This is a genomic window from Nostoc sp. (assembly GCF_036917975.1).
Taxonomy (GTDB): Bacteria; Cyanobacteriota; Cyanobacteriia; order Cyanobacteriales; family Nostocaceae; genus Nostoc.
On record NZ_JBALEJ010000004.1, the window covers coordinates 126,235 to 146,269 of the forward strand.

General features: G+C 42.5%; 18 protein-coding genes. 11 read left to right on the forward strand and 7 right to left on the reverse strand.

Features of this window, described 5'->3' with window-relative positions; all coding sequences use genetic code 11:
• Positions 1 to 351 precede the first annotated feature (351 nt).
• The 9 genes from V7K76_RS01365 to V7K76_RS01405 all read left to right on the forward strand — a co-directional run bounded on the left by V7K76_RS01365 (position 352) and on the right by V7K76_RS01405 (position 11,236).
• Complete coding sequence (locus V7K76_RS01365; RefSeq protein WP_334779414.1) at positions 352 to 1,158, forward strand: Tic22 family protein; 807 nt, start codon at positions 352 to 354, stop codon at positions 1,156 to 1,158.
• A gap of 25 nt (positions 1,159 to 1,183) precedes the next feature.
• Positions 1,184 to 2,074 carry a peptide chain release factor N(5)-glutamine methyltransferase gene (prmC, locus tag V7K76_RS01370; RefSeq protein ID WP_334779413.1) on the forward strand — a complete coding sequence of 297 codons (891 nt, stop codon included), beginning with the start codon at positions 1,184 to 1,186 and terminating at the stop codon, positions 2,072 to 2,074.
• A 1,010-nt stretch (positions 2,075 to 3,084) separates the two neighbouring features.
• Positions 3,085 to 4,449, forward strand: a complete 1,365-nt coding sequence (locus V7K76_RS01375; protein WP_334779412.1) for an aminotransferase class I/II-fold pyridoxal phosphate-dependent enzyme — start codon at positions 3,085 to 3,087, stop codon at positions 4,447 to 4,449.
• Between the two features lie 130 nt (positions 4,450 to 4,579).
• Positions 4,580 to 6,463 (forward strand): fatty acyl-AMP ligase, encoded by a 1,884-nt coding sequence (locus tag V7K76_RS01380; RefSeq protein WP_334779411.1) that lies wholly within the window; start codon positions 4,580 to 4,582, stop codon positions 6,461 to 6,463.
• A complete protein-coding gene (locus tag V7K76_RS01385) occupies positions 6,450 to 8,069 on the forward strand; it encodes an acyl-CoA dehydrogenase family protein (RefSeq protein WP_334779410.1) in 1,620 nt (539 codons plus the stop codon). Before V7K76_RS01380 ends, V7K76_RS01385 begins: the two co-directional genes overlap by 14 nt.
• Positions 8,070 to 8,091: 22 nt before the next feature.
• A complete protein-coding gene (locus tag V7K76_RS01390; RefSeq protein WP_334779409.1) occupies positions 8,092 to 9,051 on the forward strand; it encodes an acyl-CoA desaturase in 960 nt (319 codons plus the stop codon).
• A 25-nt stretch (positions 9,052 to 9,076) separates the two neighbouring features.
• Positions 9,077 to 9,337: an acyl carrier protein gene (locus V7K76_RS01395; protein ID WP_334779408.1), complete on the forward strand. Its 261-nt coding sequence runs from the start codon at positions 9,077 to 9,079 to the stop codon at positions 9,335 to 9,337.
• Positions 9,338 to 9,499: 162 nt separating this feature from the next.
• Entirely contained in the window at positions 9,500 to 10,108 is a 609-nt protein-coding gene (locus V7K76_RS01400; protein ID WP_334779407.1) for an L-threonylcarbamoyladenylate synthase, read from the forward strand.
• A 186-nt stretch (positions 10,109 to 10,294) separates the two neighbouring features.
• Entirely contained in the window at positions 10,295 to 11,236 is a 942-nt protein-coding gene (locus tag V7K76_RS01405) for a sensor histidine kinase (RefSeq protein ID WP_334779406.1), read from the forward strand.
• Here the strand turns inward: V7K76_RS01405 and V7K76_RS01410 are convergent.
• From V7K76_RS01410 to V7K76_RS01440, 7 genes are all read right to left on the reverse strand, one after another.
• The gene (locus V7K76_RS01410) at positions 11,199 to 11,669 is read right to left on the reverse strand and encodes a GNAT family N-acetyltransferase (protein WP_334779405.1); all 471 of its coding nucleotides are present in this window, start codon (positions 11,667 to 11,669) and stop codon (positions 11,199 to 11,201) included. The genes V7K76_RS01405 and V7K76_RS01410 overlap by 38 nt on opposite strands.
• Positions 11,670 to 11,766: 97 nt before the next feature.
• Positions 11,767 to 12,180 carry a hypothetical protein gene (locus V7K76_RS01415; RefSeq protein ID WP_334779404.1) on the reverse strand — a complete coding sequence of 138 codons (414 nt, stop codon included), beginning with the start codon at positions 12,178 to 12,180 and terminating at the stop codon, positions 11,767 to 11,769.
• A 230-nt stretch (positions 12,181 to 12,410) separates the two neighbouring features.
• Positions 12,411 to 13,388, reverse strand: a complete 978-nt coding sequence (secF, locus tag V7K76_RS01420; RefSeq protein WP_334779403.1) for a protein translocase subunit SecF — start codon at positions 13,386 to 13,388, stop codon at positions 12,411 to 12,413.
• Complete coding sequence (gene secD, locus V7K76_RS01425; RefSeq protein WP_334779519.1) at positions 13,385 to 14,803, reverse strand: protein translocase subunit SecD; 1,419 nt, start codon at positions 14,801 to 14,803, stop codon at positions 13,385 to 13,387. The genes secF and secD overlap by 4 nt, the downstream gene beginning before the upstream one ends.
• A 267-nt stretch (positions 14,804 to 15,070) precedes the next feature.
• Positions 15,071 to 16,054 (reverse strand): alpha-ketoacid dehydrogenase subunit beta, encoded by a 984-nt coding sequence (locus tag V7K76_RS01430; protein WP_334779402.1) that lies wholly within the window; start codon positions 16,052 to 16,054, stop codon positions 15,071 to 15,073.
• Positions 16,055 to 16,270: 216 nt separating this feature from the next.
• Complete coding sequence (locus V7K76_RS01435; protein ID WP_334952235.1) at positions 16,271 to 16,897, reverse strand: hypothetical protein; 627 nt, start codon at positions 16,895 to 16,897, stop codon at positions 16,271 to 16,273.
• Entirely contained in the window at positions 16,897 to 17,532 is a 636-nt protein-coding gene (locus tag V7K76_RS01440) for a ParA family protein (RefSeq protein ID WP_334779400.1), read from the reverse strand. The genes V7K76_RS01435 and V7K76_RS01440 overlap by 1 nt, the downstream gene beginning before the upstream one ends.
• Positions 17,533 to 17,811: 279 nt before the next feature.
• Here V7K76_RS01440 and V7K76_RS01445 point away from each other — a divergent pair, with 279 nt between their 5' ends.
• On the forward strand, positions 17,812 to 19,203 hold the full coding sequence (locus tag V7K76_RS01445; RefSeq protein ID WP_334779518.1) for a cytochrome P450: 1,392 nt from the start codon (positions 17,812 to 17,814) through the stop codon (positions 19,201 to 19,203).
• 51 nt (positions 19,204 to 19,254) lie between these two features.
• Entirely contained in the window at positions 19,255 to 20,028 is a 774-nt protein-coding gene (locus V7K76_RS01450; RefSeq protein WP_334779399.1) for a hypothetical protein, read from the forward strand.
• Positions 20,029 to 20,035 lie beyond the last annotated feature (7 nt).

Here is a 20,035-nt window from a genome sequence, read left to right on the forward strand (position 1 = left end):
ATTAGAAAAAGCCGATAGAATGGCATTTATCGTTTCCAAGGTACCAGAGATGGAGAGGCTTTTCACTCTTTGAAAAGACATATAATAGGCATCTACCGCATTTCGCGGTGAATAGCGAAGCAAAACTCAGAAAAACAGAACATTAGCACAGCCAGTTTGTGAAAACGATACCATAGCAAGCCTAAATAGTTGGGTAATATTGGATTTTGACCGTTGAGGCTCACTCAACTTCAACGCGCACAATGAATTTTTCACAACTCAAATAGATTGCTATATAACTAAAGCTAGTTGGTGCTGTGCAAATCCAACCATTTGTTTAATTTAATTGGAATATTGATGCGAGGAGCAGTCATGAAATCATTTATTCGCTTGGGCGCAACATTGAGCATAGCTGGCAGTGTATTTTTCACAGGGCTTTCAGGAATAGGCAATTTACCAGGAATGGGCAATCTAGAGGCGATCGCATTGCCACAAAATGAGGTAGTGAAAAAGCTCCAAGAAGTACCTGTATTCACACTCACCAATCCCAAGGGCGAATTTGTAGTTCTTTCGAGAAATAACGCATCCAAGCCGATCTCGCAAGTAGGATTTTTTATTAGTAAGCAAGATGCTCAAAAATTCCTGGACAATCGGCTCAAAAAAGAAAATCCCCAGTTGGCAAGCACCCTACAGGTTAGACCCTTGTCCCTGGCAGACTACTACAAAATAGTACAAGAAAGCAAAAAGAAAGCAGACTCCGTAATTTATACTTTAGTGCCGACGCAAGAACAGGTAGCATCGGCAACTAGTATGCTGAGTCAAAATGGTAAAAAAGCGGAGCAATTCAACGGTATTCCCTTATTTGTACCCAAATTTAAGAAAGATAATAGCTATCTAACTATTCCCGTGGCCAAAGGCAGTGAGCGCTACATCCCTTTCTTTTTTGAGAAAGAGCAAGCAGTCGCTCTGTTAGACGAATTCAAGAAAGCCGTGCCCAAGGAAGCAGACAACACGGAAATTCAGGTGGTGGATTTGTACGGTGTTCTAGAAGCTCTCAATAGCAGCAACGATCCTAGTATCAATAAAATTGTTCTGTATCCATCGCGGGAGTCGATCAACTTTATTCGATCGCTGGCTCCGAACCAATCACCAGCTGCTGCGCCCGCCCCGAAAAAATAACGGTTATGCGCTCCAGGGTTGAGGTATGGGGGAGAAACATCTGATAGTTTCTGGTTTACAACTTTGGCAGTGGCGAAATGCAGCTCTCGAAGCAGCGATCGCCACTGATGTTCCACCAACGGAGGTAGATTGGCTACTTTTAGAGGTGGCTGGCTTAGACCGCTTGGCCCTGCGTTTGGAGTCTTTTAAAAACTGGCCACAAATTCAGCTGCAATTACCGCTAGAAGAATTAGAACAACTGTGGCAAAGGCGATTAAATGACCGCTTACCAGTGCAATATATTACAGGAGTTACACCTTGGCGTAATTTTAAAATCGCGGTGTCAAGTGCGGTTTTAATTCCCAGACCAGAGACAGAGTGCTTAATTGATTTAGCTAAAGCATCTGCTAGCAATGTGTCAGGACACTGGGCAGATTTGGGTACTGGGAGTGGAGCGATCGCCATCGGATTAGCAGATATCTTGCCAAAAGCCACGATTCATGCAGTGGATTATAGTGTTGAAGCTTTAGCGATCGCTCAAGCCAACGCCGATAATTTGGGTTTTGCTGACCGCATTCGATTTTATCAAGGTTCTTGGTGGGAGCCACTGGCATTGTTAAAAGGTCAGTTCAGTGGTATGGTGTCTAACCCTCCTTACATCCCCACCAGCACCTTACCTAATTTGCAACCAGAAGTAGTTAACCATGAACCGCATCTAGCTTTGGATGGTGGCGCTGATGGCTTAGATTGCATTCGCCATTTGATAGAAATCTCTCCTAGCTATTTGCAACCTGGCGGCGTGTGGCTAATTGAGATGATGGCTGGACAAGCCGATGCAGTGCAAGAACTTTTGCAAAATCAAGGTAATTATTGCAATATTCAAATTCACGCTGATTTAGCTGGAATTGAACGCTTCGCCCTAGCTTATAGAAATTAGGGTTCCTGTTGCTTAATTTGGCTATCTCCATCTGTTTGAGCCATTGTAACATCACTCAAATATTATCAATAGCATCGGCAATTCGTCGCAACCAATTATGTCTTTGTTATATATCTAGCAAGATTCTGTATCTATATCTACCTATATATTTTTATCTAAACGCTGTGTTTAAGTGATTTTATTTAGCTTTTCTTGATTGACAACAAAAGATAAATAATGGTAGCTTTAATCTCGAATTAAAAATTCACCCTAATCCAAATTTCCAACACATCTAAAAAGATTTAGAGATTGGTACGTTTAGAGCAGAGGAAGCAATTTTGGTGGTTAATCTTTCATTAGAGAAGGGCATTTCTATTTATATGCCTTCTCTTCCCATTAAAATCATGTTTAAAGTGGAAAATTGGGTACAATATTGGCCAACTGGTACTCATCGTTAAATTAATATTGCACAGCAGTCTTAAATGCTTTATAAAAACCGAGAAAAGGTTGATTTTCTCTAATTTTATGATGTTAACACTTCAGATAAGATTGCTCTACATCGAAAGTAATTGATGATATTTGTTTGCTAATTTCCAGTCTTTAGCGAAATTAGTTTGAGCAGTTTTCTTGGTGTGCGAGTAATTTGTAAACTACTGCATATAAAAAACAGGAAAAAGTGCTAGCAAGAGAGCCTTTGCTCAGATAAAAACTGCTTGCTATTCTCAATGCCTTCACCAAGAAAGTAGATATAGCTTTTGTCAAAATAATGCAATGAAAGTGTGCGATTGATTATTTAAAAAACGCATACTCACAAACTAGTACCGCAAGGCGGAATTCAAAATTCAAAATGAATAGAGCATAAGCTTTTCAGAGATTTTGAATGGTATGTCTATTTACGCCGTGGTGTACTAGTGACTTATCTGTTGAATAGTTCATAATCTGATTCACAAAAAAGGTCTATTGCTTAAAAGACTTAAGCAGTTAGTTTGCTTTCCTAAAAACAGGAAAATAAATCTAGGTTAGAGTTCACAATGCTAAGTAAACAGACTAATAAATTTCCAGAAGATGTTAAGAATATATGGGCTGCACCTGATACCAGCAGCCATGCCGAGAATTTTTCCTTCAAAGATTTTTTCCCAACGATTGGTTCATCCTTAGCAGAGCGTGTGAAACCTTGCTCTAATTGGCTGCATACACCAAATCCCTCCATCGGCCCCAATGCTTGTATGCTGACCTACTTCCCTCGTGAGGTCGTTGGGCCAATTGAAAATCGAACCCTGATCAAAGATCCGCTCACTGGTGAGATCAGGTCAATGCTGATGTTCGGATCAAATAATTACCTGGGATTGACCACCCATCCAGATGTTCGAGAAGCAGCAAAGCGAGCCATTGAAGAATTTGGTGTTGGTATGGGCGGGCCACCTCTACTCAATGGAATGAGCAGCATCCATCGGCAACTTGAAGCCCGTATTGCCCAGTTCAAAGGCGCTGAAGATGCTCTCCTTTTTGCCAGTGGATTTCAGGCACAGTTAGGGTGGGTCAATGGTCTGTTACGGGATGATGATGTTTTAATCTGTGACGAGTTAGGCCATGCCAGTCTATATGATGCCATTAAGCTTGTGTCTATGGGTTCCAGGGTTCGCGCTTTTAACTTCAAGCACAACGATTGTGATGACCTCGAACAGCGTCTCATCAAATGCAAGCAAGTTGGAGGAGCATCAAACCGATTAATCTATGTAGCTGTCGAAGGCGTATATTCGATGGATGGTGACTTAGCTCCACTCCCAGCAATTCGTGAACTTTGTCACCATTACGGAGCTATTCTTGTCGTGGATGACGCACACGGCACGGGTGTCATGGGTAAAAAGGGCGGTGGCAGCGATGAACACTTTGGTCTGAAAGGTCGAATTGATGTAACGATGGGGACTTTCAGTAAGGCATTGGGTGTCACAGGCGGCTTTCTCGCTGCTAGTCGTGATGTAATCGAGTATTTGCGCTTTTTCGCTCGGTCTTATATGTTTTCAGCATCTTTGCCTGCTCCTGTTGTTGCAGCTGTCTTGGCAGGTCTGGATGTCATCGAGCGGGAGCCAGAGCGCATCAGTCAGCTTCGAGCCAATAGTGCTTATTTGTTGCAGCAACTCCAAGAGGCAGGATTCCGAGCCAGTAGCGATTCTGCAATTATACCAGTCAGAATCCCGGCGGAAGTCGAAATTCGCACTCTTGCCTGGAGATTTCACCAAGAAGGCATCTTTGTGAATTCGGTCGAGTATCCGGCTGTTCCCCTGAATGCTCAAAGACTCCGAATCAGCGTCATGGCAACCCATACACGTGAAGATTTAGATACATTTATTCACGTTTTCCAAAAGTTGGATCGTGAATTAGGCATCATCCGATAAAAATGAAAGCTCCGCGCCCCTCTGCGTTAACCTCCGCGCCTCTCTGCGTTGAAAAATGAAATCAAATATTCAGGATGCTCCCTGATAAATAGCAATTCTCACTTGCATCTTTGAACCACATCTTTGGCTTATGACAATTTGTTTGGCTGATCTCCAAAACCCTCTTGACAAATTTTCAACTTTAATAGATTTACTGAGCTACAGAGCTAAAAATCAGCCTGAGAAAACAGCTTATATATTTCTCCGAGATGGAGAAACTGAAGAAAACAGCCTAACTTATGGAGAATTAGACCTGCAAGCGCGATCGCTTGCTACCCATCTTCAGTCTTTAATATCTCCTGGCGATCGCGCTTTACTCTTATATCCACCGGGTCTAGAGTTCATTAGCGCCTTCTTTGGCTGTTTATATGCGGGTGTGATCGCCGTTCCCGCTTATCCACCACGAGCCAATATGAACTTGCTCAGGTTGCAGGCGATCGTTAAAGATGCCCAAGCCAAGGTAGTCTTGACCACAAAATCCTTGTTAACCAACTTGGAAGGTCAGTTGGTCGAAAAGCCAGAATTGGCAACTATGCGCTGGTTAAACACTGATTGCATTGACACTAATCTCAGTGTAAATTGGCAGAAACCAAAACTAGAGAGTGACACCCTAGCATTTCTCCAATATACTTCCGGCTCTACGGGAACGCCAAAAGGGGTAATGATCACTCATGGGAATTTGCTGTCCAACCAGAGATCCATCAAGATGGGTTTCGGACATACAGAGAAAACAATTTTTGTCGGTTGGTTGCCCTTATTCCACGATATGGGACTGATTGGCAATGTGTTGCAGCCTCTATATTTGGGTATACCGTCTATTTTGATGTCACCAGTAGCTTTCCTTCAGAAGCCTTTTTCCTGGTTGCAAGCTATTTCTCGTTATAAAGCCACTACTAGCGGCGGGCCAGATTTTGCTTATGATTTGTGCGTTCGCAAGATTACTCCTGAACAGCGTTCTAATCTTGATTTAAGTAGTTGGGAAGTCGCCTTCAATGGAGCCGAACCAGTCCGTGCCGAAACACTGGAGCTATTTGCTAACTATTTCGCTCCTTGTGGTTTCCGTCGGGAAGCATTTTACCCCTGCTACGGCATGGCTGAAGCGACTTTATTCGTTTCTGGAGGTTTAAAAACAGCTTCCCCCGTTCTCTACCAAGTTGAAGGAGCCGCCCTTGAGGAAAATCGGGTGGTAGCTACTGAATCTGGGGAAGGGACTAAAACAATTGTCGGCTGTGGTCGCACCTGGTTAGATGAAAAAATCGTCATTGTCGATCGCCAATCTTTAACTCTGTGTCCCCCTGGGAAAGTAGGAGAGATTTGGGTATCAGGTTCTTCTGTAGCTGGTGGCTATTGGAATCGACCAGAGCAAACTGAGGAAACTTTTCAAGGTTATCTGGCAGATAGACGAGAAGGGCCGTTTCTTTGCACGGGTGACTTAGGATTTGTGCAAGATGGCGAACTGTTTGTCACCGGACGAATAAAGGATGTGATTATCATCCGAGGACAAAATCATTATCCCCAGGATATTGAGCTAACAGTTCAAAAAAGTCATCCAGCATTGCGATCGCATTGTGGAGCAGCTTTCACCATAGAGCAGAAGGGACAACAGCGATTATTTGTTGTTCAAGAGGTGGAACGAACCTATTTAAGGCAGTTGGATATTCAAGAAGTCGTCGGTAATATCACTGAAGCAGTTGTAGATCATCACGGTTTACAAGTGTATGCCACAGTTTTGATTAAACCTGGGAGTATTCCCAAGACATCTAGCGGCAAGATTCAGCGTCATGCTTGTCGGCGTGGATTTCTAGATGGCAGTTTGAATGTGGTAGCCCATTGTAGCGGAAATCTTCAGCATCAAGCCCAGTTTCAAAAGTTGGAAGTTGATATCAACTCACTCTTAGTAAAAGTGCAGCAAGGTAATCCTGACTCTCAAACAGCGAATATTCAGGAAGGCGCAAAAGCTAATGCAGTTCAATAGTCAAAGTCAGTCCTTAGAGAGTTCAAGTCGTCAACGTGCAGAGCAAGTCATCAATTGGTTACGTGACTATGCCCAAAGACGAATCAATTCTAGGCTGATGGACGAGCGCCGGTGTATAACTCCCCATGTCGTTCTAGACTTTGGCAAAAAAGGCCTGTTGGGAATGATTGTCCCTCAATTATCTGGGGGTCTGGGCTTAAGTTACAGTGATACGTTGCAAGTGATGGAACAACTTGCAGCCATTGATCTCAACTTAGCTTCATTTGTTGGTGTAAACAATTTTCTGGGAATCTATCCAATTCTTAAATATGGTACACCTCAGATCAAAGAAACCTATCTCCAGAATTTAGCCGAAGGGAGAGATTTAGCAGCCTTTGCCATTACCGAAGCATCTGCGGGATCTAATCCTAGAGGAATCAAGGCTGAAGCTCATCCAGATGGAAATGGTGGGTGGTTAATTAGCGGCACCAAAATTTGGAGCGGTTCTGCATCTTGGTCAAGCGCGATCAATATTTTTGCTCATGTTGTAGATGAACAAGGCGAATCTTTGGGAATCACAGCATTTACTATCCCTGAAAATGCTCAAGGATTGAAGCAAGGTACTGAAGCTCTGACGATGGGAATGCGAGGTATGGTTCAGAATACTATTTACCTTGAGCAAGTAAAAGTCAATCATCAAAATGTTTTAGGCGAAATTGGTTCAGGTTTTGAAGTAGCCCAGGACGCAATGCAACTGGCGCGATTGGGAATTGCTGCCACCTGTATTGGCGGAATGAAACACTGTGCCCAACTCATGCTTCGTTATGCTACCCGTCGCTCAATTGGTATAGAACGGCTAATAAATCAACAGATTACTTTACAACGTCTGAGTGATTTAACAGCAGCAATTAGCGCAGTTGAGTGCTTGGTGAAGAACATTGCAACATCCTTAGATGAAGAAAAGCCTGTTCCTTTAGAAGCTTATCTTGTCGCTAAAATTATCGCACCCGAATTAATGTGGCAAGCAGCAGATAATCTTGTTCAACTACTAGGTGGACGAGGTTATATCGAATCTAATATTGCCCCCCAAATTTTACGGGATGCTCGTTTGTTTCGGATTTTTGAGGGGCCGACTGAAACTTTACAGATGCACTTGGGCTTATTAGCTTTATACCAAACACCTCAAGTCTGTTCATCTCTTAATGAGTTTCTGGGAGCGACAAAAATCAGTGAGCAATTGCAACATACGGCTGAATCTTGTGCTTCTTACCTCAAAAATAAAAACCTATCTCGGAGCAGTAATAAGAAATTCAGTAAAATATTATCCCCAAAATTGGGTGATGTAACTGCATGGGCATTTGTGGTTGCTTGCATACAGAAGTCATATCAAAGTGAACCGACAGATGAATTAAACCGTGTCGAAAAATGGGGACAACAATATTTTCAAGCAAAGATAGCTAATGCTCTTGCAGAAAATCTCTATGAGCAAACTTTACTAGATACTAATCATGTAGAAAATTTGATTAATCAGTATGCAGAAACAATTGGTGATATCGAGCAAAATTTATCTGGGACAGAAGAATATGAGCTTGATGAATATCTCTGTAAAAAGCCTAAATATCAATAATTGAATGAGGATGTAAAAGTTAATGCAGTTAAATAATCAAAGTCCTTCTTTGTTTACTTCAACAAAAGAAGCAAAAATCACAATCAAAAATGATTACTTACAAACAATACAGAAGCGGTTTGCCGCAGCCACTATCATAATTCCCTTGATAGGTACACTGATAGCTCTCAAATTTGCTTGGGATTTTGGAATTAGTCTCATGGAATTAGAACTGCTGTTAGTCTTCTGGTTTTTAACTATGGTTGGAGGTGTGACTGTAGGTAATCATCGGCTTTTATCTCACTGTGCTTTTAAAACCCACCCATATATTCGAGTTGCTTTGGCTATTTTGGGTTCGATGGCGGCTCAAGGCCCTGTTATTAATTGGGTTAGCAATCATAGACGGCATCATCAATATAGTGACCAAATAGGAGATACTCATTCACCTAACCTTTACCAAGGAGAATCTTGGGGAAAGTTAAGGGGAATGTGGCATAGTCATATTGGCTGGATGCTTAGTGGCGAACTCACAAATTCTACAGTCTTTGCTAAGGATTTGTTGCAAGACTCTGTAATCACAAAAATCAACCAACAATACCTAGCTTTCGTCTTTTTGGGTCTTTTGATTCCAGCTATGCTTGGAGGACTATTGTCAGGTACGTGGATAGGTATATGGCAAGGATTTTTGTGGGGCGGACTTGTCAGAATTTTTGTGGTGCATCATTTAACTTGGAGTCTTAACTCCATTGTTCATCTGTATGGTAGTCGCTCTTTCAATACTAGTGAAAAGAGTACTAATAATGTTTGGCTAGCAATTCCTACAGGAGGAGAGGCTTGGCATAACAATCATCATGCTTTTCCTAACTCAGCAAAGTTTGGGTTGCAATGGTGGCAAGTTGATTTAGGGTGTTGGTTTATCCGCACTCTGGAAGTATTGGGTTTAGCCTGGGATGTTAAAGTTCCCACGCTGGGAATGATTGAAGCGAAAAAAACTGCTAACTAATTTTAGTCTAACTTTTGGAGGATCTATGCTTTCTCAACAAACTGAAGCTTTGAAAGTATCTGCTACAGAAATCAAAGAATGGTTAGTTTCTTATTTAGCAGATTTGCTAGAAATTGAACCAGAGCAAATAAATGTAGAAACTACTTTTGCACGTTATGGCTTAGATTCATCGGTAGCGGTAGTTTTAACAGGAGATTTAGGAAATTGGCTCGGAGAGGAGCTAGATTTAAGGGTAATTTGGGATTACCCCACGATCGCATCTCTGTCACAACATTTAAGCGAGTAACTGAATTACTGTGTATTGGGACGGGTGGAGACACCCATCCCATATTCAGGGCGCGCAAGGATGCTCACCCCACAAGATAGATTAGATAATTTTTTGGGAAGTTATTTAAAAGTTATATTTCTTTATATATATTGAATTTTTCTCGCCGACTTAGTTAGTAAGATGACGCAAGTTTCTCTCACAGACTTAATAGCTGGCGCACGCGCTGGCTTTTTGGTAAGTTTTCCCACCGATACTGTTCCTGCACTTGCAGCCATACCAGAAAAAGCAGCATTAATTTTTGCGGCGAAGCAACGCAGTCAGGATAAACCTTTGATTTTGATGGCGGCTAGTGCTGAAGATTTGTGGCTGTATGTCAAAGGTAGTGATAGTGAATATAAAGTTTGGCAAGAAGTAGCAGATAAGTATTGGCCAGGAGGGCTAACGCTAGTTTTGCCGGCGAGTCAACACTTACCAAAAGTCATGAACCCCATTGATCCAACGACAATTGGTATTCGAGTACCCAAAAGTGCGATCGCTCAATCTATTTTGGCCCAAACAGGCCCTCTTGCCACCACTAGCGCCAATTTTTCCGGTCAGCCACCTTTGCAAACAATGGCAGAAATTGAGACTCTGTTTCCTCAAGTTCTGACTTTAGCAACAACAGAATACCAGGGTGAAATGCCGGGGATGGGTGTACCTTCCACTGTTGCTAAATGGACAGGGAGAAATTGGCAGATTTTGCGGCAAGGGGCAATCGAGTTAGAGATTTCGATTGATAACCAGATATAGGTCAATACAGTTCAGAATGAGCAACAAAAACTTGTAGAGACGGCGATTTATCGCGTCTCGAAAACCCAAAATTATTACCAGTAGCCCTTAACTGAACCGTATTGAGATATAGGTGGCTATAATGTTGTTTTCGTGGTTTTAACAACAGAGAAATCTGAAACTTTAGCAGGTTAATAATTGCCAGATATGAATTGGAGCAACTGGATATATCTAGGAGTAGGAATAGCACTAGGTATGGTTTTCCGTCAGTTATTTGGGCGATGGCTACGCCCAACCCAGGCATTGCCTAATGTTTCATCTAGTTCATCCCCAGTCGCGCCATTAGCTGAAGAGGATACGCCACCAATATCGCAACAGCTACAGCAAACCCATCTGGCATACCTGATGGCAAGGGAAATGAGCCTGTTTAAAGCTGGTTTTTTAGCGCGGACTACTCATGAATTGCGATCGCCTTTTAATGGTCTAATTGGCTTACATCAGTTAATTTTGTCAGATTTATGTGAAAATCCAGCTGAAGAGAGAGAATTTATTGCCCAAGCTTATGAGCGATCGCTAAAACTGCTGAAGCTGATGGATGAAATTCTCAACGTTGCCAGAACTGAACATGGTACCAATAAATTAGATATTCAGCCTAGACCTTTAGCCCAAATTTTGGAGGAGGTTCATGACTTAACTTATATGCTGGCGGCAAATCGCAATTTTCCCTTGCAATTATTACCCGCCGATCCAGAAATTTATGTTTTGACAGATTACCTCTGGCTCCGCCAAGTATTAATAAGTTTAATAGACACTGCCATTACTCAAATGGAGGAAGGTAGCATCTGTATTTCTTGTAGCACCATACCTACAAATAATCTTATAAATATTTGGCTGGATGTACCAACCCATGCTATATCCTGGAGCGAGCCGATTGATTTGCTCAAATCTGAATATCTGCCGACTCAGATTGACGAAAAGAACACTGCTCTTTCTCCAGGAATGAGGCTATTAATCAATCAGACTTTGGTGGAAGTTATGGGAGGAAAGTTGGAAATTCTGCCTTCTACCATTGTGAAGGAACCACTTCAGCAACTTACCAGACTACAAATCTCTATCCCCCTAGCGATTCTTGAAGCTGAACTTCTGTAGCAGCAACCAAAGCACGGTTAGTTAGGTTGTGTAGCACCATCGTAGTGGTAGTGTTGGGTTGAAAACCAATTTTTTCGTAGAAACCCTGCTGGTGAGTAGTCATGAGGTAAACACGCTCAACAAACCTCATCCGGGGATGATTTAAAACGGTTTCTACTAAATTGCTGCCCAACCCACTATGTTGATATTCTGGATGAATCACAACATCCCAAATTGTGGCGCGATATATGCCATCAGATGTTGCTCTGGCAAAGCCAATGAGTCGATCGCGAAGGCAAACAGAAATTACTGGCTCACTGTTGGCAATAGCTATCCCTAAATCCTCAATACTGCGTCCCTTTGCCCAGAAAGCGGAAACGTTTAACAGTTCTTGGAGTTGGTAAAGGTCAATTTCAGACTTGCGATCGCTAAATTGAATTTGAAGATCGTTCATGTATGGCATCCACTTCTGGCACTATCTTTGTATATTTAAGTCATATTTTGCTAGAAATTGCTGTACGTGTCTATGTATATGCAACGAGAAAGAAAATTTAACGACAAACCCACTTCCATAAAGGATGAGTTGCTCCCTGCTGACGTATCCGATAAACTTGTTTTTCTAAACGTTGCTTTTCCTGCTGTGGTAGCCCAAGTAGAATATTCCGACTTTGCCAAACTAAAACCGCAGCAGTCATCCCCAGACAAAAGGCGAGACCGAAGGTAGGCAGTGGATGGTAGAATAATCCAAATCTCACTGCTACCCAGGTAAAATATTGTTGCCACAGAGCAATTTCTGTACGTAAACCCCACAAGGAGACAGGCGCAACAGTGAGCCATAAACAGCCCACAAACAGCCACCTGCCATATACTGTTAGCTGATGTAGCCTTTGTACTTGTTGAGCAAACGATGGGTCAGATTTCTCAAAGTCTGGGACACTAGTTAGTGGTTCTTCCGGTTGATCCATAGGGGATTAACAATTCAAAATTCAAAATTAAAGACATTTCAGATGGGGATTTAGCGAGAAACGCGGTCTTGGGCTTTGCCCAAGTGGAGCGATTTCTCAAGACAAACCCCGACTGAAATGGGTACTACATGTAGATTGCAGGTTCTTAAACCCTTTAATTTACGATAAAATTGCAAGGCGTGGGTGAGCTATTCAAAAAGCCTTCACCCAATTGTGAAATATACACAAGTTTAACTATCCTGGGAACTAGCAGATGTATCAATCGGCTCTACATTTTCTAGCACCTGAGATTGACCCCTGCGCTCTCGCCACCAAGCAAGCAGAGTACTGGCGATGAAAATACTTGAATATGCACCCATTGTAAATCCAATAATTAAGGTCAGAGCAAAGTTTCTCAGGGTTTCACCACCAAATAGAAACAGAGAAAATAATGTTAGCAAAACGGTTAACGTGGTATTAATCGATCGCGTTAAAGTTTGATTGGTTGCATCATCAACAACTTTGTCAATGCCATCGCCAGGATGTAGATGCAGTATTTCTCGAATGCGATCGTAGATGACCACGGTATCTGTCACCGAGAAACCAGTAATAGTCAAAATAGCAACGACGAAAAGGCTATCAACTTCAATACCTACTACTAATCCTAAGATGGAGAAAACACCCAGCGTAATCAAAACATCATGGAACAAGGCAATAATTGCAATTACAGCATAATCCACCTGGAACCGCACACTTAAATAAATAACGATTCCAACAAAGGAGACAAGCAGAGCTAGTAACCCTTGGGAAAATAGCTGACGACCAAGTGTTGGGCCAACGGTATCAATTTGAGTGACTTTCGGGTTAAAGACTCCAAGTTTTTCACTCAAGGCTGTTTGCAACTTGGTGCGTTCATCGACATTTAATGTCTTTGTGCGAATGGATATTCCCTGTTGTTTTTGACCAACAACTTGGATGCTACTATTATTTAACTTCTGAGCATCAACTACTTCTCTGACATCAGAAATTTCAATTGGTTGAGCGCAGCTGTTTGGTTGTGTACAATCGCGTTCAAATTGTAATCGTGTACCACCAACAAAATCTAAACTGGGACGTAGTGGTGCGCCTAGTTGTTGCCAAGAAATCACCATTGCCACGATGCTAATGATGATCAAGGTGGCAGAAATTGTCCACCAAAGTCTCCGACGTTTGATGACACTAAATTTCATGACTGTACCTCCGCACCAGACTTAATTGACGTTGAGAGATTGGGACAAAATAACTCTGGCTTACGCAAGTTGGGAAATCCCAATGTTAGAAACAGCAGTGTGCGACTACAAGTAATGGCAGTAAACAAATTCACCACTAACCCTAGCGCCAATGTCAAAGCAAAGCCTTTAACTAAACCTGCTCCTAAGAAAAATAGTGCTGCACAAGAAATTAATGATGTAACATGACTATCTAAAATGCTAGACCAAGCTCGGTAGAATCCTGACTCTACAGAACGATATAAAGTTTTACCAGCACGTATTTCTTCACGGGTGCGCTCAAAAATCAATACGTTAGCATCAACTGCCATACCAATACTGAGGATAAACCCAGCAATACCGGGGAGAGTTAATGTAATGCCTAGCAAAGCGAAAGTGGCATAGGTCAATAGCGCATAGATAATCAAAGAAAAGTCAGCAATTAACCCTGGTAGTCTGTAGTAAACTAACATGAAAACTAATACTAACAGCAATCCACCAATACCAGCGTAAATACTGCGTTGAATACTATCTTTACCTAAACTTGCCCCGACGGTACGGTTTTCAACTATTTCTACTGGTACGGGTAATGCGCCACCGCGTAGCTGCACACCTAAGTCATTGGCTTGTTGGGCGGTAAACCGTCCTGTAATCACAGCAGAACCACCAGTAATCCCAGTGGCAGCAAATTCTATACCTACGGTAGGAGCGCTAATCACTTCATTGTCCAGAAAAACACCAATACTACGCCCAGTACCAGCAAGATTTTTCGTCAAATTGGCAAACAGTTCACCACCCTTTTGGTCGAAGCGAATGGCAACATTCCAGTTGTTACCTTGAGTGGGTTCACCATAGGCATCCTTGAGGTATTTGCCAATTAGCGGTGGATTGGTACTTTCAAACAATTCTGCGATCGCTTCATTATTTTTCTTTAAATCTTCTTGATTCTTGACAATTGCCGCTTTATCGCTACTCTTTTTCAACTCTTCTTGCTTGGCTTTCAATTCGGCTCTAGATGCTTGAAAAGCAAGTAGTTGAGTTTCTGTATTCGCCTTTTGGGTACGAAATTCTAACTGTGCTGTACCCCCTAGCACCCGTTCAGCTTGTTCTGGATCGTTAACTCCTGGTAGTTGTACCAAGATTTTATCTGAGCTGACTGTTTGGATTACTGGCTCAGAAACACCCAGACCATTAATCCGACCTTCGACAACTTTCTTTACACCTTCCAATTCTCGGTCGGTGATTTTGGGAATTTCCGGTGATGGTTTCACCTGAATTGTGAGCTGTGAACCTCCGCGCAAATCCAGTCCCAGGGGTATTGGAATTGTGGCAATCACCGTAATTGCGGCGATTATCAGGACTAAAATTAAAATTAATAGCGATCGCTGTCTTTGCATACCATAACTCGCAACTGACAAACGCTATAATAGCGCTCTTTTGAGGAGTTATGAGTAAGTATTGGGTACTGGGGATCGGGGATTGGGTATTGGGGATTGGGGATTGGGGATTGGGGATTGGGGATTGGGGATTGGGTATTGGGTATTGGGTATTAGGTATTGGGGATTGGGGATTGGGTATTGTTATTCTTCTCTTACTCCTCCCCAGTCACCAGTCCCCAGTCACCAGTCCCCAGTCACCAGTCCCCAGTCCCCAGTCCCCAGTCCCTACACTCGCAACGCTACCATTTTTTGCACGGCTTCTACTATTTGCTCTGGTTGGACGATTGTCAGTCGCTCCAGATTGCCGTTATAGGGTGTGGGAATATCTTGGGAAGAAAGCCGCAGTACTGGCGCATCTAATTCATCGAATAAGCGATCGTTTATGGAAGCAATGACTTCTGCTCCAATACCCGCAGTTCGCATGGATTCTTCCACAACAATGACTTTATGAGTTTTACGTATGGATGCACCAATGGTATCAAAATCTAATGGTTTGAGAGATATTAAATCGATAACTTCTGGATCGTATCCTTGTTTTTCAAGAGTTTTTACTGCTTGCACCACATGATGGCGCATCCGTGAGTAAGTAATAATTGTCACATCTTTTCCCGGACGGACAATTTCTGCTTTATCCAGAGGTAGTAAGTATTCTTCTTCTGGTAAATCTTCTTTTAAGTTGTAAAGCAGAACGTGTTCAAAGAACAACACCGGATTATCATTGCGGATAGCGGATTTCAGTAGTCCTTTAGCGTTTCTTGGTGTGGAGCAGGCAACAATTTTCAATCCTGGCACAGCTTGAAAGTAAGTTTCTAATCGTTGGGAATGTTCTGCGCCTAGTTGCCTTCCCACACCGCCAGGGCCGCGAATTACCATCGGAATTTTAAAGTTACCGCCAGAAGTATAGCGTAGCATTCCGGCGTTGTTGGCTATTTGGTTGAAGGCGAGCAATAAAAAGCCCATATTCATGCCTTCAATGATCGGACGCAACCCAGTCATTGCTGCTCCCACGGCCATGCCTGTAAAGCTATTTTCAGCGATGGGAGTGTCTAGAACGCGGAGTTCGCCATATTTTTGGTACAGGTCTTTGGTAACTTTATAGGAACCGCCGTAGTGTCCAACATCTTCACCGAGAACGAATACGCTGGAGTCACGCGCCATTTCTTCGTCAATGGCTTCCCGTAAGGCGTTGAAGAATAGTGTTTCTGCCATTTAGACCTTTTAGTACGATTATGGTTTTAGAATTTTATCGTGCTGCTGTCGTAAATACAGTGAGCGATCGCACTAGTTAGAGTTTAAGTTATTTAAACAAATCGCCCCAAGGTAGAGCGAGTAATTGCCATCAGGTGAATTCCTGTTTGGGCGGAGTCCGCCTGGGCGGACTTAAGTTTGTGTCGCTGCGATGAAAAATCGCCAGGTATATTTGCTCTAATCAAGTAACCACATCTCATTAGAACTATCAGGATACTCATTTGGTTGATTTTGTGGTTGATTTTGAGCTAGTGTTTCCGATGACCGATGTGATTTCTTGTAGTTAAGTGGATTGTAGTGGTCTTTTTTTACTGGTTTGATCGCACTAGTTTCTTTGGCAGCTACAGCAAGTTGAGATTTTTCTTCTGCTGTTTGTTTTAAAGTCTTAATTTCTTCTATAAGCTGGGAGTTGGCTTCTGCAAGTTGCAGTGCTGTTTTTTTGGTTTCTTCAAGTTCTTTTGTTAGCTGTTCTAGTAATGATTTTTGCTCTGATGCAAAGGTTTTTTGTTTAGATAATTTTGATTGCAAATCAGTAATTTCTTGTCCTAGAGATGCTTCTTTTTTGTGGCTTGTTTCTAGATTACTTGTCAATTCTTTGACAGTTGCTTCTAAATCAGCTTTGGTAGGACTTGTGCGCTTAGTAGAAGCTGGCTCAAGTGGTTGTCCTAACGATTCTTCATCATCAGAAGCTTGTTCTTCGGCAATTTTTTCGGCTGTAACTTCGATCGCCGATTCACCTTCTGGGGGTATAAATTTTTGCGCCTCTTCTTGTAGTAAGTCAGAGAGACTTTGTTTCCTAGCCATTATTCTTTTCTCCAATCACGCTGTAATTCATCAGCTGCACGGCGGTAGTCTAATTCCGCCTCCCGTGCGTTTCCTCCTCGCCATTGAGTAATCGCTACACCTTCTAGTGCTGCTCGTTCATGAGCTTTATAAGCACGGATGAAGGTATTACAAGTAGGAATACCTAAGCGAGTGAGAGTGTTTTTTGCTTCTTGCGCTTCCCCCAGACTGCGCGTATCGACTTTGGTGAGCAATACCCGATGGGGGATTCCCACGGGGATGACGGCTTCCTTGACTGTTTCCACGAGGATTGCTAAATCCATTGCGGCTGGGGGTGTAGGCAAAACTAGATAATTTGCGATTGCAACTACCGCCACTAATGCTTCAGAGCGCAGGGCGGGAGGTGTATCCACCACTATTAAATCGTAACCTGTTATCTTTCCTAAATCACTTAAAAGTGTGGGATCGGTTTCTTGAGATAAATCAAATCCCATTCCCTGTTGACTGCGCCCAAACCACCAACTAGCAGAACCTTGAATATCTGCGTCAATCAACAGCACCTTTTTTTTCTTCGCAAAGTTTGCAGCCAGATTGACTGCGGTAGTCGTTTTACCGACTCCTCCTTTACCGTTAAGAATAGCGATGATTTTTGGCACTGCTTTAGCTAGAAGAAGGGAGTGGGGGAGTAGGGAGTGGGGGAGTAGGGAGAAAAATATTTTTCATGTTTGGTCGTGGGATTTTTTGATGAAGGACTGACTTAAAAGAGTGTTGAGTACTGAGTTAGTTATTAGAAGTTATTAGTTATTATCCTTTTTTTCCACTCCTACTCCCCACTCCCTACTCTCCATTGATGAATATACAGCTTTCTGTAACCCATAAGTAACATGAAAACTCGTAATAATAAAATTCAGAAGCCATTAACTCCACAAAGTCCGATGACAACTACTTATAATCTGCCTGATGGGCCTCAAATGCCGCGCTGGCTAAGAATGATCAAGTTTATTAGTCAACCAGTCAAATATGTGGATGATTTTGCCAAAATCTATGGTGACACTTTCACAATCAGAAGTGTTCACTCAGATAATCATCTGGTGTATTTTAGTCAACCCCAAGCACTGGAGCAGATTTTTACTGCTGATTCCAGCCATTTTGAGGTGGGCAGGGGGAACGTAGGACTAAGATTTTTGCTTGGCGATCGCTCCTTCATGTTATCAGATGGCGATCGCCACCAACGGCAACGGCAATTATTAGCTCCACCTTTTCATGGCGAAAGGATGCGGGCTTACGGCGAAGAAATTCGGGAAATCACTCAAAAGGTAAGTAATGAATGGCAAATTGGTAAACCTTTTAACATCCGTGAGTCTATGCAAGAAATTACCTTGCGTGTTATTCTGCGGGTTGTATTTGGTTTGAATGATGGACAGCTGTTTGAAGAACTGAGGCGATCGCTAAGTGATTTACTAGACTTCATAAGTTCGCCCGTAATGTCCAGCGCCTTCTTCTTCCGGTTCATGCAAAAAGATTTTGGTGCGTGGAGTCCCTGGGGTTGGGTTCTGCAACAACGGCAAAAAATTGATCAACTGATTTATGCTTTACTTCGAGAACGTCGGGCTAAATCTGAACAAAATCGCCAAGATATCTTAAGTTTGATGATGGCGGCTCGTTATGACGATGGTCAAGGGATGTCAGATGAAGAATTACACGACGAGTTAATGACGCTGCTAGTTGCGGGACATGAAACTACCGCTTCCGCATTGACATGGGCTTTTTACTGGATTGACCATTTACCAGAGGTGCGTGAGAAGTTGCTACAAGAACTCAACACCGTTGGAGTTAACCCCGATTTGAGTAGTGTAGCTAAATTGCCCTATTTGACAGCAGTTTGCCAAGAAACATTGCGAATTTATCCAATTGCCATGACTGCTTTCGTGCGGGTTGTGAAAATTCCAATTACAGTTATGGGCTACGAACTACGAGAGGGAACGGCAATAATCCCCAGTATTTATTTAGCACATCATCGGCAAGAAGTTTACCCACAATCTAAGCAGTTCAAACCAGAACGCTTCTTAGAAAGACAATATTCACCTTATGAATACTTACCCTTTGGTGGTGGTAATCGTCGCTGTATTGGGATGGCATTTGCTCAGTATGAAATGAAAATCGTCTTGGCAACTATTTTGTCAGAATTTCAAATATCGCGAATGAATAAGCGTCCTGTACGTCCTGTGCGCCGTGGGTTAACTTTAGCTGCACCTGCCGGAATGCAGATGATTGCAACGCCTCAAGTTAAGCGTGCAAATCCAATTGTTGCCTCTAGTTTAAGTTGATTTACTGAAGTGAAGCTATGCTGAAAGCAATAACTTTTATTCTCTAACAACATGGGCCGACTAAATAATAGCTGGGATGACTATTGTGTACGCTACCTAGAAGCCCTGAGAACTGATTTAGCTGATGAAACTCTGAAAAGTTTATGGTCTGAGACTAGGCAGCGTTTTTTAAGTGCATCTGAAGAAGATATCAATTGGTTTATACAAGCACTTGCAGATGAACAACGTAAATTGTTTGTTGTCTTCATGTTCAACAAAGTAACTCAATCTGCTCCCAAGCAACTTAAAGAAGTGCTGTTTTCTCCTCTAATACGTGCTGCTGTGTATGAAAGAAATCCCAGCTTTAATCGTTCATTCGTAGAGCCATGTGTTATTGCTTTCGGTCATCGTCTCGTCAATCAAGCTTTGCTAGAGTTTGTTGAGCATGGGTCAAATTTCGAGAAAGCAGGGGCAGTAAACGCACTGTATTGGGCACAGGTTTCCTTACGCTTTGATAGAGAAGTTCCCAGCTTTAGCAAAAAGTACGCAACACCAGAGTCACAGGCAGCTTATGATGCTTTAGCAGATATTCAGCTACGCAAACGCTGCCTGTTTCTGAGAGAGTTCGTAAAAAATTCTAGCGTCGAAGTACGCCGCAGTATTATTCCTAGTCTTGTACTAGATCCATTGCTTTATCCCGATGAACTTAGACATCTTATACCAGAAGCAATTGCGATCGCTAAAACTCATCCTGATAGTTATATTCGTCATCGTATCGAGGTGCAGTTAGGGACAGAAAGTCTACTCCAGCCATTACCCCCGCGAAATTCTAAACATCAAACCTGAAAAATTA